The sequence below is a fragment of the Litorerythrobacter xanthomarinus genome, from assembly GCF_046254955.1.
Classification (GTDB): Bacteria; Pseudomonadota; Alphaproteobacteria; order Sphingomonadales; family Sphingomonadaceae; genus Qipengyuania_C.
In genome coordinates, this window is sequence record NZ_JBJXRG010000001.1 from 1,538,292 (window position 1) to 1,552,941 (window position 14,650).

14 protein-coding genes are annotated in these 14,650 nt (G+C 61.0%); 9 read left to right on the forward strand and 5 right to left on the reverse strand.

What is annotated here, in order from left to right; genetic code table 11:
- Positions 1-10 precede the first annotated feature (10 nt).
- Genes infB through rbfA form a run of 3 tightly spaced genes read left to right on the forward strand, consistent with a single transcriptional unit; the run spans position 11 to position 3,365 of the window.
- Positions 11-2,524: a translation initiation factor IF-2 gene (gene infB, locus ACEWMW_RS07695; protein ID WP_409413297.1), complete on the forward strand. Its 2,514-nt coding sequence runs from the start codon at positions 11-13 to the stop codon at positions 2,522-2,524.
- Positions 2,521-2,961, forward strand: coding sequence for a PaaI family thioesterase (locus ACEWMW_RS07700; RefSeq protein ID WP_409413298.1), 441 nt, complete (start codon positions 2,521-2,523; stop codon positions 2,959-2,961). Before infB ends, ACEWMW_RS07700 begins: the two co-directional genes overlap by 4 nt.
- Entirely contained in the window at positions 2,961-3,365 is a 405-nt protein-coding gene (gene rbfA, locus ACEWMW_RS07705; protein WP_409413299.1) for a 30S ribosome-binding factor RbfA, read from the forward strand. The genes ACEWMW_RS07700 and rbfA overlap by 1 nt, the downstream gene beginning before the upstream one ends.
- Here rbfA and ACEWMW_RS07710 read toward each other — a convergent pair.
- On the reverse strand, positions 3,362-3,928 hold the full coding sequence (locus ACEWMW_RS07710) for a YceI family protein (protein ID WP_409413300.1): 567 nt from the start codon (positions 3,926-3,928) through the stop codon (positions 3,362-3,364). The genes rbfA and ACEWMW_RS07710 overlap by 4 nt on opposite strands.
- 97 nt (positions 3,929-4,025) lie before the next feature.
- Positions 4,026-5,660 (reverse strand): AbgT family transporter, encoded by a 1,635-nt coding sequence (locus ACEWMW_RS07715; RefSeq protein ID WP_409413301.1) that lies wholly within the window; start codon positions 5,658-5,660, stop codon positions 4,026-4,028.
- Positions 5,661-5,769: 109 nt separating this feature from the next.
- On the opposite strand from ACEWMW_RS07715, the gene ACEWMW_RS07720 reads away from it, so the two are divergent.
- The 6 genes from ACEWMW_RS07720 (at position 5,770) to pnp (ending at position 11,306) form a co-directional block, all read left to right on the forward strand.
- Entirely contained in the window at positions 5,770-6,348 is a 579-nt protein-coding gene (locus tag ACEWMW_RS07720; protein ID WP_409413302.1) for a thymidine kinase, read from the forward strand.
- Entirely contained in the window at positions 6,341-6,877 is a 537-nt protein-coding gene (locus tag ACEWMW_RS07725; protein ID WP_409413303.1) for a GNAT family N-acetyltransferase, read from the forward strand. The genes ACEWMW_RS07720 and ACEWMW_RS07725 overlap by 8 nt, the downstream gene beginning before the upstream one ends.
- Before the next feature lie 28 nt (positions 6,878-6,905).
- Positions 6,906-7,589, forward strand: coding sequence for a site-2 protease family protein (locus ACEWMW_RS07730; protein ID WP_409413304.1), 684 nt, complete (start codon positions 6,906-6,908; stop codon positions 7,587-7,589).
- Positions 7,582-8,577 (forward strand): tRNA pseudouridine(55) synthase TruB, encoded by a 996-nt coding sequence (gene truB / locus ACEWMW_RS07735; protein ID WP_409413305.1) that lies wholly within the window; start codon positions 7,582-7,584, stop codon positions 8,575-8,577. The genes ACEWMW_RS07730 and truB overlap by 8 nt, the downstream gene beginning before the upstream one ends.
- 12 nt (positions 8,578-8,589) lie before the next feature.
- On the forward strand, positions 8,590-8,859 hold the full coding sequence (gene rpsO / locus ACEWMW_RS07740) for a 30S ribosomal protein S15 (RefSeq protein ID WP_409413306.1): 270 nt from the start codon (positions 8,590-8,592) through the stop codon (positions 8,857-8,859).
- A gap of 173 nt (positions 8,860-9,032) precedes the next feature.
- Positions 9,033-11,306: a polyribonucleotide nucleotidyltransferase gene (gene pnp / locus ACEWMW_RS07745; protein WP_409413307.1), complete on the forward strand. Its 2,274-nt coding sequence runs from the start codon at positions 9,033-9,035 to the stop codon at positions 11,304-11,306.
- A gap of 73 nt (positions 11,307-11,379) precedes the next feature.
- On the opposite strand, the gene ACEWMW_RS07750 is transcribed toward pnp, so the two are convergent.
- The 3 genes from ACEWMW_RS07750 to ACEWMW_RS07760 all read right to left on the reverse strand — a co-directional run bounded on the left by ACEWMW_RS07750 (position 11,380) and on the right by ACEWMW_RS07760 (position 14,621).
- Positions 11,380-12,636 carry a cation:proton antiporter gene (locus tag ACEWMW_RS07750; protein ID WP_409413308.1) on the reverse strand — a complete coding sequence of 419 codons (1,257 nt, stop codon included), beginning with the start codon at positions 12,634-12,636 and terminating at the stop codon, positions 11,380-11,382.
- Between the two features lie 92 nt (positions 12,637-12,728).
- Positions 12,729-13,928: a GGDEF domain-containing protein gene (locus tag ACEWMW_RS07755; protein ID WP_409413309.1), complete on the reverse strand. Its 1,200-nt coding sequence runs from the start codon at positions 13,926-13,928 to the stop codon at positions 12,729-12,731.
- Positions 13,929-14,099: 171 nt separating this feature from the next.
- Positions 14,100-14,621: a DUF1993 domain-containing protein gene (locus ACEWMW_RS07760; protein ID WP_409413310.1), complete on the reverse strand. Its 522-nt coding sequence runs from the start codon at positions 14,619-14,621 to the stop codon at positions 14,100-14,102.
- Positions 14,622-14,650 lie beyond the last annotated feature (29 nt).

A 14,650-nucleotide genomic window follows, 5' to 3' on the forward strand; every position in this document is an offset into this window, starting at 1 on the left:
TACGAGTTTTATGAGCGATAGTGATAAACCTGCCCGTACCCGCAAACCGCTTGGACTGAAGCGGTCGGTGGATGCTGGCGAGGTCAAACAGACCTTCAGCCACGGACGCACCAACAAGGTTGCGGTCGAGGTCAAGCGTCGCCGCAAGCTCGTCAAGCCCGGTGAAGCGCCTCCGCCCGAAGTTGCGCCCGAACCCACACCCGCGCCGGTTGCAAAAGAGGAACCGCCCAAGAAGGCTGCTCCAAAGAAGCCTGCTGCGGCCAAGGAAACCCCGCAGGAGCGGGTCGCCCGGCTGCAGCGCGAAGCCGAGGAAGAGCGCCTGCGCCTGACAGAAGAAGGCCGCAAGCGCGATGAGGAGCGGGCTCGCCAGCGTGAGGAAGAAGAAAAGCAGCGCGCCGAAGAGAATCGCAAAGCCGAACAGCAGGCCGAGAAGGAAGCTGTCGAGACAGCCGAGCAGGAAGCCGAAGATGCGACTGCTGCTGCCGAAGCTGCTGCGGACGCTTCGGTCCAGCCCGATCCGGACAAGCCCGCTCCGCGCAAGTTCACGCCGGTGGCCAAGCCCGAAATCAAGCGCCCCGAGAAGAAGCGCGAGGAAAAACCCAAGCGCGGCGGCGGAGGCGGCAAGGACAAGCGCCGTTCAGGCAAGCTCACTGTTACCAAGGCGCTCAACGAGGACGAGGGGCGCCGTGCGCGTTCGCTCGCCGCGCTCAAGCGCGCGCGAGAGAAAGAGCGCCGCCTGCAGGGCGGAGGCTCGGACAAGCCGCGCGAGAAGCAGGTCCGCGACGTGGTCGTGCCCGAAGCCATTACCGTGGGCGAACTCGCCAAGCGGATGGGCGAGAAGGGCGCTGACCTCGTGAAGGAACTCTTCAATCTCGATATGATGGTCACCGTCAACCAGACGATCGACCAGGATACCGCAGAGCTGCTGGTCGAGCAGTTCGGCCACAATATCCAGAAGGTCTCCGAGGCAGATGTCGATATCGATACGTCGGTCGATGAAGATCCGGAAGAAACCAAGCAGCCGCGACCGCCCGTGGTAACAATTATGGGCCATGTCGATCACGGCAAGACTTCGCTGCTCGATGCGCTGCGCGGGACCGATGTGGTGAAAGGCGAAGCCGGCGGGATTACCCAGCATATCGGCAGCTACCAGATCACTACGAAAGACAAGGCGAAGATAACCTTCCTCGATACGCCGGGCCACGCCGCGTTCACCGAAATGCGCCAGCGCGGCGCGAATGTGACCGATATCGTGGTGCTGGTCGTCGCGGCCGATGATGGAATCATGCCGCAGACGATTGAGGCGATCAATCACACCAAGGCTGCCGGTGTTCCCATGATCGTGGCGATCAACAAGATCGACAAGCCTGAAGCCGATGCCCAGAACATCCGCAACCGTCTGCTCGAGCACGAAGTGATCGTGGAAGAGCTTTCGGGCGATGTGCAGGATGTCGAAGTTTCGGCCACCAAGAAGACCGGGCTCGACGAGCTGGTGGAGAAGATCAATCTCCAGGCCGAATTGCTCGAACTGAAAGCACGTCCTGACCGTGCAGCGGAAGCCACAGTGATCGAAGCGCAGCTCGACAAGGGCCGCGGCCCGGTCGCAACTGTGCTGGTGACACGCGGAACGCTCAAGCGCGGCGATACATTCGTGGTCGGTACCGAAAGCGGACGCGTGCGTGCGCTGATCGACGACAAGGGCAAGCAGGTTAAGGAAGCGGGGCCATCGGTTCCAGTCGAGGTCCTCGGCCTGGGCGGAGTTCCGGCGGCAGGCGACCAGTTGACTGTCGTCGAAAACGAGCAGCGCGCCCGCGAAGTGGCGCAGTACCGCCAAGAGAAGGCGACCGAGCAGCGTACCGCACTCGCCCCGACCAGCTTCGATACCATGTTTAACAATCTCGCGACCGATGTCGTCGAGTGGCCGGTGGTGATCAAGGCAGATGTGCAGGGCAGTGTCGAAGCGATTGTCACCGCGCTCCACAATCTCTCGAATGACGATATCAAGGTTCGCGTGCTGCACGCAGGCGTTGGCGCGATCACCGAAAGCGACGTTACACTGGCGGCGGCTTCGAACGCGCCGATTGTCGGCTTCAATGTGCGCCCCAATCCCAAGGCGCGCGAGCTCGTCAAGCGTGACGGGGTGCGGATGATGTATCACGACGTGATCTACAATCTGACCGACGAGATTACCGCCGAAATGGTCGGCGAGCTCGGCCCGCTCAAGGTCGAGAACGTGGTCGGCCGTGCCGAGGTCAAGGAAGTCTTCAAGTCGGGCAAGAAGGACAAGGCCGCCGGTCTGCTGGTGGTCGACGGGGCGATCCGCAAGGGTCTCCACGCGCGCCTTACGCGCGAGGACGTTATCGTTTCGGCGACTACTATTGCCTCGCTGCGGCGCTTCAAGGACGATGTCGACGAAGTGCGCTCTGGCCTCGAATGCGGCGTCGTGCTGGAAGATACAAACGATATCCAGCCGGGAGACCAGCTCGAAGTCTTCGAGATCGAGGAGCAAGAGCGGACGTTGTGAGCGACGCATTCTCTGCAGCGGGCGAAGAACACTCGCCGCATAGCGCGCTGCTGGGCTCCGAGGTTGTCGATTTCGACGCCGAGACCGCGACCGCGACCATGCGGTTCACGGTCAGGCGCGAGATGTGCACGTGGCGCGGGGGCGTCCAAGGCGGCCTTGTCGCGGGCTATCTCGATGATGTGATGGGTTATGCCTATGTCATGTCGACCGAGTATGAACAGGCCCCGCTGAACCTCGATCTTGCCATGACGATGATCCGGCTTGTCCCCGAAGGCGCCACGATCACCGGCAAGGGCAGGGTGGTGAAAGCCGGCCGCAAGGTCGTCTTCCTCGAAGGCGAGCTGTTCGACGAGGAGGGGAAGATCCTCGCCCGCGCAACCTCGACCGCGCTCCCAACGCCTCGGCCATCGCCCGAGCAGACAGGGATGCCTGGCTAATGGCCCGCCGCGATCCCTTTACCGCCGAACAGCAATCGGTTCGCGTCCTCAAGGTCGGTGAACGCGTGCGACACATCCTCAGCGAGCTACTCGCGCGGCAGGAAGTGCATGACGAAACGGTCAGCGCGGCGAATATCGCCGTCACCGAAGTGCGCATGTCGCCCGACCTCAGGAATGCAGTGGCCTATGTGAAGCCGCTGCTGGGCAAGCAGGAAGGCGAGATTGTCACCGCGCTGCGGCAGAATACGGCTTTCCTCCAGCGCGAGGTTGCCAAGCGGCTGGGACTGAAGTTCGCGCCCAAGCTCCAGTTCCGCCCCGACGAAAGCTATGACGAAGCCGACCGGATCGAGAAGTTGCTGAGCGATCCAAAAGTTGCGCGAGACCTTGATGACCCGCAGGACTAGTTTGGCCGCATCGTCGCCTTTATGCGAATGTTGACCTTCGTTCCCACTATCAAGCGATAGGATCTCATGCCGTAGTCGCGGCGGTCGATGATCGTCTCCCCGGTGATCCTGATGGGCTGGTCCGGCTCTGCCGTGGTCGGCGGGATACTGAAAGAGACATCGAGCACTGCAGGGTTGGTCACGCCGCGTGCGGTGAGGTTGCCTGCCACTGTGCCGCTCAATTCATCCTTCATCGTAATCGCATCGCCCGAGAATCGCACTTGCGGGTACCGCTCGACCCAGAAGAACTTCTCGCCGCGCAGGCGCTGCAAGGTTACCTCGTCGGGCGCTTCCAGCCTGTTTGCATCGATCACGACATCGATCTTCGACACGGTCCGGCTGTCCGGATCGAGTCTGACCGAACCCGACATGCCGGGAAACCGTGCCGTTTTGCTGGCGAGGCCGAGGAACGCCACCTTTGCAGTCACGTCGCTATTGACGGGATCTAGACGGTAATTGGTCGCGGTTGACGCCGCGAGCGCCGGCGTTGCCAGAAGCGTCAGCACTATTGCAGTAGCGCGCATGGCCACCTTCCTATCCGCCCCCGGCTAGACTCCCTGTATTCGTATTCGTCCTCGATTGGCGCGAGGTTACGCAGAGTTGCTCGGCAAACTCGTCCCACTACCCTCCAGTGCCGGGCAGCACATAGCTGACCGGTGCATCCGGACCGAGCGGCAAGCCGATATAGAACCAAGCCACGATCAGCAGCACGCCCGAAAGCAGCAACCAGACCGCATAGGGCAGCATCATCGCGGTGAGGCTACCAAGACCGAAGTCCTTCTGCCAGCGCTGCGCAAAGACGAGTATCAGCGGGAAGTAGACCATCAGCGGGGTGATGATGTTGGTCGCACTGTCGCCCACACGGTAGGCCGCTGTTGCGCCTTCGGGGCTGATCCCTAACAGCATCAGCATCGGCACGAGAATCGGCGCCAGCAGCGCCCATTTCGCACTGGCCGAGCCGACGAAGAGATTAAGCAAACCTGCAAAGAGGACCATCAGGCCGAGTACGATCGGTAGCGGCAACCCGGTCGACTGGATGCCCGCTGCGCCGTGCACCGCGGTGATGAGGCCGAGATTCGACCAGCCGAACATCGCCACGAAGTGCGCGGCGGCGAAGGCCAGCACCAAGTAATAGCCCATGTCCTTCATCGATTCGGTCATCATGTCGACGAGATCGCGGTGGTTCTTGATCTTGCCCGTCGCACGGCCATAGGCCCAGCCGGTCAACAAGAAGAGCAGGAAGAAGCCGGCAACGAGCGAGGTATAGAGCGGGCGTAACTCGGTGTGGATCGAGCAATCTGCTGCGGCGATGCCGTCGCAGGCTGCTTCATCGACAAGCGGGGTGCCCGGCGCGAATACCATCGCCAGCCACAGGGCAACGACAAATAGCGCCGCAAGGCCCGCTGCGCGCAGCCCCTTGCTGGCAAGTTCGCCATCTTCGGCGCTCGGATCGGGGCTCAGGCCGTCGGCGTCCGCGCCTGCAGACGCACCGCCGCTCCATGCGCCCAGGCGCGGTTCGATGACCCGATCGGTGACCCACCAGATAATCGGCAGGTAGATCACCGTCATCGCGGAGATGAAGTACCAGTTGCCCGCGATATTGGCGCTCCATGTCGGATCGAGCGCGCTTGCGCCGACTGCTTCCTCAGTAATCCCGAAGAGCAGCGCATCGAGCTGGCCAGGTGAGATATTGGCGGAAAAGCCGCCCGAGACCCCGGCAAAGGCAGCTGCAATACCGGCCAGCGGGTGACGGCCTGCAGCGGCGAACAGGATGCCGGCGAGCGGGATGAGGACCACGTAACCGGCATCGGCGGCGTGGTTGCCGAGCATGGCGACCAGCGCCACGACCGGGGTCAGCAGCGAAGTCGGCGCGCTCTTGACTGCCTTGGCCATCCCTGCGGCAAAGAAGCCAGAGCGTTCGGCAACGCCTGCGCCCAGCATCACCACCAGCACGTAACCCAGCGGGTGGAAGTGCGTGAAAGTCTTGGGCATTTCGGTCCACAGCAGCCGAATATTGTCCGGTGCCAGCAGGCTTACAGCCTCGATACGGAGCGATTGTCCGGTGGCTTCATCAATCTGGGTTGGATGGAAAGCGCCAACCCCGGCGACTGCACAAATGACCGAAATGACGACCAGCGCGATGATAAGGTAAAAGAAGATGAAAACCGGATCGGGCAGCCTGTTGCCAGTCCGCTCAACCCAGCCAAGAATACCCGTCTGTGCTGCTGCCGCTTCCGCCATTGCAAACCCTCTCACAATTCCGATTTCGCGGGGAGCTAGCAAATGGGAAAGGGAATGTCTCGCCCTGTTGATGACTTGGCAGGCTAGACTCGCGCTGTTCACCGCGCGGCGCTAGCCATGCCGCATGGCCAAGCTCTACTTCTACTACGCCAGTATGAACGCGGGAAAATCGACCACGCTGCTGCAGGCTGATTTCAATTATCGCGAACGCGGGATGCAGACCATGCTGTGGACTGCCGCGCTTGATGATCGGGGCGACGAAAAGGCCATTGAAAGCCGCATCGGGCTCGGCGCGGATGCGCACCGCTTTTCGCCGGACACCGATTTGTGGGGTGACGTCATGGCGTCGCACAAGGTCGAGCCTCTCCATTGCGTGCTGATCGACGAGGCGCAGTTCCTGACCAACGAACAAGTCTGGCAATGCGCGCGGATTGCGGACGAAGGGCGAATTCCCGTACTTTGCTATGGCCTCAGGACCGATTTCCAAGGCGAGCTCTTCCCCGGATCGGCCGCGCTGCTGGGAATCGCCGACGCCTTGGTCGAGCTCAAGGCAATCTGCCACTGCGGTAGCAAGTCGACCATGAACCTGCGTGTCGATGCCAGCGGCGCGGCAGTGAAACAGGGCGCACAGACCGAAATCGGCGGGAATGACCGCTACGTTGCGCTGTGCCGCAAGCATTTCAGCGAGGCGCTGGGTGGATAATCTCGAACGCGAGCTCGAACTCGGGCCGGTGAGGCTGGAGCCACTGGAGGATCGCCATGCGGAGCCCCTGCGTGCAGCTTGTGCGCTGGATCGGGAAATCTGGGAGATCTATCCGGTCAATATGCTGGGCGACGGTTTCGACCAGGCGATGGCACGGTTCCATGAGTTAACCAGTTGGGTGCGTTTCGCTGTGCTGGAGCAATCTTCCGGCGAAGTCGTCGGGATGACGAACTACATCAATCCCGATCCGTGGGGCGTCGTCGAGATCGGCGGTACCTACATCGCTCCCTCAGTGCGCGGCACAAACTTTAACCGCGCTATGAAGAAGCTGATGATCGAGAATGCCTTTGCCTGCGGCTATCGGAGAATCGAATTCCGGGTCGATACGCGCAACACCCGTTCGATGGCGGCGGTGCTGAAGCTTGGTGCAATGCAGGAAGGCGTGTTGCGCAAGAACCGCATTACCTGGACCGGTTATGTCCGGGACACCGCCGTTTTCGGCCTGCTGGAAGACGAATGGGCTGGTTGAAGCGGGTCCGGCTCCCTATCTTCCCTCAATGACAGACACCCTCACGCTCATCATCGTTCTCGTCCCGGCACTGATCATCGCGATCGTGTTTCACGAGGTCGCGCATGGTTGGGTGGCGCTGATGCTGGGTGATCCGACTGCCAAGGAACAGAACCGGCTCAGCCTCAATCCGATCCGCCATGTCGATCCGGTTGGGACCTTGCTGGTGCCGGGCTTTCTCGCGGTGGTGGGCGGACCGATTTTCGGCTGGGCCAAGCCGGTTCCTGTGTTGAAACACCGCCTCGACAATCCCCGCTTTGGCATGATGGCAGTCGCAGCCGCAGGGCCGGGGACGAACTTCATCCTGGCTGCCATCGGCGCGATCCTGCTGGGCTTGTTCGCGACGCAGCTGACGCCCGAAGCTGGGCAGGACCCGGGCCTCCTGGCGCAGGGCCTGTTTTACTTCATCCTGATCAATATCTTCCTCGCGATCTTCAACCTGCTGCCAATCCCGCCGTTCGACGGCTCGCACATCGTCGAGGGCGCACTGCCGCGCAAATACGTCCACATCTACGAGAAACTGCGGCCCTTCGGCATGATCCTGTTCCTTGGGTTGGTAGCCGTCACTTGGATTGCGCCCGAGTGGGGCGTGCTGGAAAACACCATCGGACCGCCGGTCAACTGGGCGCTTGAGAAATACCTTGGACTTGCCGCCGTTGTCTCAGGTGGCTGACTCTGTCCCTCCGTCGGGCTGGCTGATCCTCGACAAGCCGCGCGGTCTCGGCTCGACGCAGGCGGTCGGCGCTGTGAAGCGCGTGCTTCGCACCGGCGGTCATCCCAAAACCAAGGTCGGCCATGGCGGCACGCTCGATCCGCTGGCTGAGGGCGTCCTGCCGATTGCGTTGGGCGAGGCGACTAAGCTCGCCGGACGGATGCTCGATGCCAGCAAGATCTACGAATTCACCATCCAGTTCGGCGAGGAAACCGACACGCTCGACACCGAAGGCGAAGTTATTGCACGCTCGGATCGTCGGCCGCCCATGGCGGCCATCGCCGCGGTGCTGGAACATTTTACCGGCGAGATCGAGCAAGTTCCGCCAGCTTATTCGGCAGTGAAGATAGACGGTAAGCGCGCGTATGACCGGGCGAGGGCAGGCGAAGCGGTGGAAACCAAACCGCGGCACGTGACGATCCATTCGCTCCGCTTCAGCGGCGAGAGACTGGACGATCAGCTGGACTCGGCCTTCGCCGCCACTTCCGGCCGTCCGGACCCTTACGATCCTGGCGCGCCGCTCGAATTGTCCGATACCGTCACCCTCACCGCGCATGTCTCGAAAGGCACCTATATCCGCTCTCTGGCACGGGATATCGCACGAGCGCTTGGAACCCTGGGACATGTGACCTATCTCAGGCGGACCAAGGCAGGCCCGTTCCTCGAAAATCAGGCGATTTCGCTGGACAAACTTGAGCAAATCGCTAGAGGCGCGCCACTTGAAGACCTCCTCCTGCCGCTCGAGGCGGGGCTGGACGACATCCCGGCTCTTATTCTCGATTCTGACAGCGCGCAGGCGGTCCGCCAGGGCCGGGTCTTGTCAGAACTGCCCCAAACCGACGGGCTCTATTTCGCGAAGCTGGGCAATGTCCCGGTAGCGCTGATGGAACTCAATGGTGGGACGGCCAAGGTCGTCAGGGGATTTAACTTACCCGATGTCGCAGAGTAAGAGAGAACAAACATGTCGGTATCTGCCGAAGCAAAAAAGAAGATTATCAAGGACAACGCCCGCGACAAGAACGACACGGGCAGCCCGGAAGTCCAGGTAGCGATCCTCACCGAGCGTATTCGCAACCTCACCGAGCATTTCAAAGGCCACCACAAGGACAACCACTCACGCCGTGGTCTCCTGCAGATGGTCAACAAGCGTCGTAGCCTGCTCGCCTATCTCAAGAAGAAAGACGTCGAGCGTTACAACGCCCTGATCCAGAAGCTGGGTCTTCGTAAATAAGAGTTTCGTGGAAGGCGGCTCCCAGTGAGTCGCCTTTCTCGCATATGGGGTATGGCGGCATCCGGCCGCCAGCCTTGGGGCAGACAAACGCCCCGCACCGGACCGGGACGGATTACCCGGAAATAGTAGGCCCCGCACCGCAATAAGGCCGTGCGGGTCATCAAGGAAAATACATGTTCGACAAGAAAACCGTATCGCTGGATTGGGGCGGAAAAACCCTCACCCTCGAAACCGGTCAGATCGCCCGTCAGGCAGACGGCGCCGTACTGGCCACCTATGGCGAAACCGTGGTGCTGTGCGCCGTGACCGCCGCCAAGAGCGTTCGCGAGGGGCAGGACTTCTTCCCGCTCACCGTGCACTACCAGGAAAAATTCTCCGCTGCGGGCCGTATCCCGGGCGGCTTCTTCAAGCGCGAAGGTCGCGCGACAGAGAAGGAAACTCTCACTTCCCGCTTGATCGACCGCCCCGTGCGGCCGCTCTTCCCGGAAGGTTTCTACAATGAAATCAACGTAATCTGCCAGGTCCTGTCCTATGATGGCGAGACCGAGCCCGATATCGTTGCGATGGTTGCCGCTTCGGCTGCACTGACCATTTCGGGCGTGCCTTTCATGGGCCCGATCGGCGCAGCGCGCGTTGGCTTTGTTGATGGCGAATACGTCCTCAACCCGGCCGTCAACACGATCTTCGAAGAAGGTCGTCTCGACCTCGTCGTCGCTGCAACTCAGGATGCCGTGATGATGGTCGAATCCGAAGCCAAGGAGCTGACCGAAGAGGAAATGCTCGGCGCTGTCATGTTCGCGCACGAGGAAAGCCGCAAGGTCATTGGCGCGATCATCGATCTCGCTGAACAGGCCGCCAAGGATCCGTGGGTCGTCGATACTTCGGACGACACTTCGGCGATCAAGGAACAGCTGCGCGGTATCGTCGGCGATGACATCGCAGTCGCTTACAAGCTGACCGACAAGTCGGCCCGTTCGGACGCGCTTAACGCCGCCCGCGACAAGGCCAAGGAAGCCTTCGCCGAAGAAGAGCCGCAGACGCAGATGGTCGCCAACAAGGCGGTCAAGAAGCTCGAAGCGGAAATCGTTCGCGGAGCTATCCTCAAGGACGGCCAGCGTATTGATGGCCGCAAGCTCGACCAGGTTCGCCCGATCGAAGCTATGGTTGGTCTGCTTCCGCGTACGCATGGTTCGGCGCTGTTCACCCGCGGCGAAACGCAGGCGATCTGTACCGTTACGCTGGGCACCAAGGATGCCGAGCAGATGATCGATGGTCTGGAGGGTCTCTCCTACAACCACTTCATGTTGCACTATAACTTCCCGCCCTACTCGGTCGGTGAAGTGGGCCGTTTCGGCTTCACCAGCCGCCGCGAAACCGGTCACGGCAAGCTCGCATGGCGCGCATTGCACCCGGTGCTGCCCGACCATGAGGACTTCCCTTACACCATCCGGATCCTGTCAGACATCACCGAGTCGAACGGCTCGAGCTCGATGGCAACGGTCTGCGGCGGCTGTCTGTCGATGATGGATGCCGGCGTTCCGATCGAACGTCCGGTCTCTGGCATCGCCATGGGCCTGATCCTTGAAGGCGACGAGTTTGCCGTGCTGTCCGATATCCTGGGTGACGAAGATCACCTGGGCGACATGGACTTCAAGGTAGCCGGTTCCGAAAAGGGCATCACCTCGCTTCAGATGGACATCAAGGTTGCCGGGATCACGCAGGAAATCATGCAGACTGCGCTTGAGCAGGCGAAAGCCGGCCGTTCGCACATCCTGGGTGAAATGCAGAAGGCACTGGGTACCGCGCGCGGTGAGGTCTCCAAGCACGCACCGCGCATCGAAACGATGCAGATCGACAAGTCTAAGATCCGTGACGTTATCGGAACGGGCGGCAAGGTGATCCGCGAGATCGTTGCTGAAACCGGTGCCAAGGTCGACATCGACGACGAAGGCGTGATCAAGATCAGCTCTTCGAATGCCGATGAAATCGCCGCAGCACGCGCGTGGATCGAAGGCATTGTCGAGGAAGCCGAAGTCGGCAAGATCTACACCGGCAAGGTCGTCAACATCGTCGATTTCGGTGCGTTCGTGAACTTCATGGGCGGCAAGGACGGTCTCGTCCACGTTTCCGAAATGAAGAACGAGCGTGTCGAGAAGCCGACTGACGTCGTCAGCGAAGGCCAGGAAGTAAAGGTCAAGGTCCTCGAGATCGACCAGCGCGGCAAGGTTCGCTTGTCGATGCGTGTGGTTGACCAGGAAACCGGCGAAGAGCTGGAAGACACCCGCCCCCCGCGCGAGAACAAGCCGCGCGGTGACCGCGGTGATCGCCGCGGACCTCGCGGTGACCGTGATCGCGGCCGAGGCCGTAGCGGACGCCGCGATAACGAACGCGGCGGCAAGGAAGACGGCGGGGGCGAGGCCCATGTGCCGGACTTCCTGAAGGACTAAATCCCTTCAACCGACAATTGAAGAGCCCGCCGGGAGCGATCCCGGCGGGCTTTTTCTTGCGGGCTCAGGCGCCCTAGCTCTTTGCCGGTTGCCGCTCGTGGGTCGCTGCATCCACCACCGCTCCCGCACTGAGGCCATGCACCAGTGTCGATACGAGGATCGTGAAGCCGATTGTCGCCCAAAGTTCGCCTTCGTTGACGAGGTCGAGCTGGCCGCCGGCATAAGCGAGATAGTAGATCGATCCGAGACCGCGTACGCCGTAAAATGCGACAACGCCGCGCTGCCTGAGCGACAGATTTGTGCCTATGAGCGCGAGCATGCCTGTCGCCGGCCGGATCACGAAGATCAGTGCCAATCCCAGCGCCGCATAGCCCCACGTGAGGTATGGCAGGAGTGCAGGCAGGGCTCCTCCAAGTAGGACCAGCAATATCGCGGTGATCGCATGTTCGAGTGCTTCGGTGAAATTGTGCAGCTTGGCATGATACTCGTGATCGGATTCGACCCGGCGCAGCATCAGGCCCATTACGAACGCGGCGATGAAGCCATATCCCTCCACCAGCTCGGTCGCACCGTATGTCAGCAATACCCCTGCCAGCGCGATCACGCCCGAGCTGGTGTTGGCGAGAGGATTTACGCGCGGCATCGCGAAGAGGAACTTGCCGAGCAGCCATCCCGCCGCCACGCCTGCCAACACGCCTACGATGATCTTGTATGCGACATAAAGACCAAACCACTCGCCTATCCAGTTTCCCGAGTTGCCTGCAGCAGCGACCAGGAAAATCCCGAAGTAGACAAACGGGAAAGCGAGCCCGTCGTTTAGCCCGGCTTCGGTTGTGAGGGCAAAGCGGACCGGGTGTTCTCCGCCTTCAAGCGGCGGTCCGACCTGCACGTCGGCGGCCAGCACCGGGTCTGTGGGGGCGAGGACAGCCGCGAGAAGCACAGCGCCCGCGAGCGTCATTCCCACCATCAACCCGCCCAGCGCGACTGCTAGTATGCACAGCGGCATAGCGACAAGCAGTAGCCGTACAGTGGGGCTCCATTTGCCTGTCTCGGAAAGCTGGTCGATCCGGATCCCGGTTCCGAACAACGCGGCGATAACGGCTATCTCTGTGGCAAACTCCCAAAACAGCGGCCTATCGATCGGGCTGATCGCATCGGGGATACCGGGGACTAGGCCGAAGGCAAGCAATCCGCCCAGGATAAGGAAACCCGATGCGGCGGGCTCGCGGCCAGAAAACCAGCGCGGCAGCCAATAAGCGAAGACGATAGTCGCACCGCATCCCGCCAGCAGGATGTGATAAGGCGAAAAACTGAAGAACGGTTCGCTCATCACGGTTCAACGTCAACCCGTGACTATGTTTCCCCTTCTAGGCGCGATGGGTGAACTGCGCACGCAATGGAGCGGCGATCCCCCGTGGGCGATCAGGCAGCGGAGCGGCTGGAGAGAGAGGGCCATTCGGGCTGGTGATCCTCGAAGAAGGTCAGCGCGAGCGAACGATCGCGTCCGGCCTGCTTTGCTGCATAGAGCGCTAGGTCGGCGCGCTTCATCGTCTCGGACAGGGTGTCTCCTTGCCTGAAGCTGGCCAGCCCGGCGCTGGCAGTCACGGGCAGCATCATGTTGGGAACTTCTCGCTGGACGTGGGTGCGAATGCTGCGGCGCGCCCGCTCGGCCTGCTTGGCCCAATCCTTGCCAAACAGTACAAGGATGAACTCCTCGCCCCCCAACCGGGCAGCGAATACGCCATCCAGGCCCAGAGCTTGTCCGGCGGCTACCAGCACATCATCGCCGATGGCATGGCCGAAGCGGTCATTGATATCCTTGAAGCGGTCAAGGTCGACGATCGCGATCCCGTCCGGAACCTTGCTGCCCTTGCCTTCGAACATGCGCTCCAGCGCCCTGCGATTGGGCAAGCCTGTCAGAGGATCGGTGCGGTTGGCCTTCTGTGCCTTGCGAGCCTCCTCCCGCGCGGACTCAGCTTCCCTAGTCACCGAGATCAGGCGGTCGCCGACTGCTGCAGCGGTAATGACAAATTCGAGCGTCAGTGCACCTAGGATAAGCGCAAGCCAGTTTGGCAGCACGGCGCCGTTGATCATGGCGAATACCAATGTCGACCCGCCAAGGACAATACCTGTTCCCAAGGCAAAGCTGAGGAACTTGGCTGCGCGGCTGCCCCTGATCAGCGCGGAAACGATCGCCGCAGTGAGTGCGATCAGGCTCGCCGACATCAGGGCGTAGTGTAAGGGATTGAAGAGCGGCGCGGTATTGTTTGATGGCAGGATCGCAAGACTGCAAAGCGCAAGCGCACCGGCTGCAAACAGCGCCGTTCGGCGGAATCCATTGGCATGTTCCCGCTCGAGGAAGAAATAGACGAACGGTGCGAGCAGTGCGACGCTCAAGTCTGCCGAGGCACCCTGTACCAAAGTTCTGAGCGACTCTTTGCCGAGCAAGGCTGTGAGCCCGGCTTCAGTTGTCGAGGCTGCAAGGACCGCGATAACCACGGTGCGCGCAGCGTGCCACAGCAGGAATTGCTTTCGCAGTATGGCGAATAGCGCCACGTCATAAAGGAAGATGAGCATGCACAGGCACATGAATGCGCCAAATGCTGCGCTGGACCAATCCATCGCTGTCCCACTCCCTGTACCCACACCGGCGCCGTCACTTTCGGACGGCGGCATGTGAACCCTTCTAGAGCGGGAAGGTTAGGAAAACCCTAAGGAATGAGATCGCAACTATTCAACTTATGTTTTTAAAAACAATAAGTTAGAAAGTTAAGAATTTTCGTCGGTGGGCGGCTATTTAGTCCGTGGAGCGCCCATGAAATCGCGCTTGCTCAAAGGCACGCCTTTCATGCGCAGAATGTCGTAAGCCGTCGTTGCATGGAACATGACGTTGGGGATCGAGAAACTCAGCAGGAAGTCCTGCACGGTGAATTCCATCAGACGCTTGCCACCAAGCACGAAATGTACCGAGTTATCGGCGATTGCCTCAAGCTCGTCGGCGCTGACCTTTTCGAGATCGTCGAGAGCGGTCTGGACCTGTGCACGCATGCCATCCCAGCTGTCGGGTATGGTCTCGAAATTGGGAGTGAATTCGCCAGTCTTTACCTGTGCGATCGCGTAGGCTGAGTGCATCCAGCAGCTGCGCGGATGCCACGGCAGGTTCCACATGTCTTCCGCCAGCCGCGCACCGAGCATTTCGTCATCGGAGATGCCGTGTTCGGCGGCATACGCCTGTCCCTTGTCGAGCACGCCGTTCAGTGCGCCGAGGATTTGTTGGCAGGTGGGTACGAATGCATCGTAGAGCGTAAGGGCCATCTTGGATCTCCGATAAAAAAGCCCGGTGA

Excerpts from the sequence above, each read along its gene's own strand:
- infB (WP_409413297.1), top strand. The coding sequence starts at position 11 with ATGAGCGATAGTGATAAACCTGCCCGTACCCGCAAACCGCTTGGACTG.
- rbfA (WP_409413299.1), top strand. The coding sequence starts at position 2,961 with ATGGCCCGCCGCGATCCCTTTACCGCCGAACAGCAATCGGTTCGCGTC.
- ACEWMW_RS07710 (WP_409413300.1), bottom strand. The coding sequence starts at position 3,928 with ATGCGCGCTACTGCAATAGTGCTGACGCTTCTGGCAACGCCGGCGCTC.
- ACEWMW_RS07720 (WP_409413302.1), top strand. The coding sequence starts at position 5,770 with ATGGCCAAGCTCTACTTCTACTACGCCAGTATGAACGCGGGAAAATCG.
- ACEWMW_RS07730 (WP_409413304.1), top strand. The coding sequence starts at position 6,906 with ATGACAGACACCCTCACGCTCATCATCGTTCTCGTCCCGGCACTGATC.
- rpsO (WP_409413306.1), top strand. The coding sequence starts at position 8,590 with ATGTCGGTATCTGCCGAAGCAAAAAAGAAGATTATCAAGGACAACGCC.
- pnp (WP_409413307.1), top strand. The coding sequence starts at position 9,033 with ATGTTCGACAAGAAAACCGTATCGCTGGATTGGGGCGGAAAAACCCTC.
- ACEWMW_RS07750 (WP_409413308.1), bottom strand. The coding sequence starts at position 12,636 with ATGAGCGAACCGTTCTTCAGTTTTTCGCCTTATCACATCCTGCTGGCG.
- ACEWMW_RS07755 (WP_409413309.1), bottom strand. The coding sequence starts at position 13,928 with ATGGATTGGTCCAGCGCAGCATTTGGCGCATTCATGTGCCTGTGCATG.
- ACEWMW_RS07760 (WP_409413310.1), bottom strand. The coding sequence starts at position 14,621 with ATGGCCCTTACGCTCTACGATGCATTCGTACCCACCTGCCAACAAATC.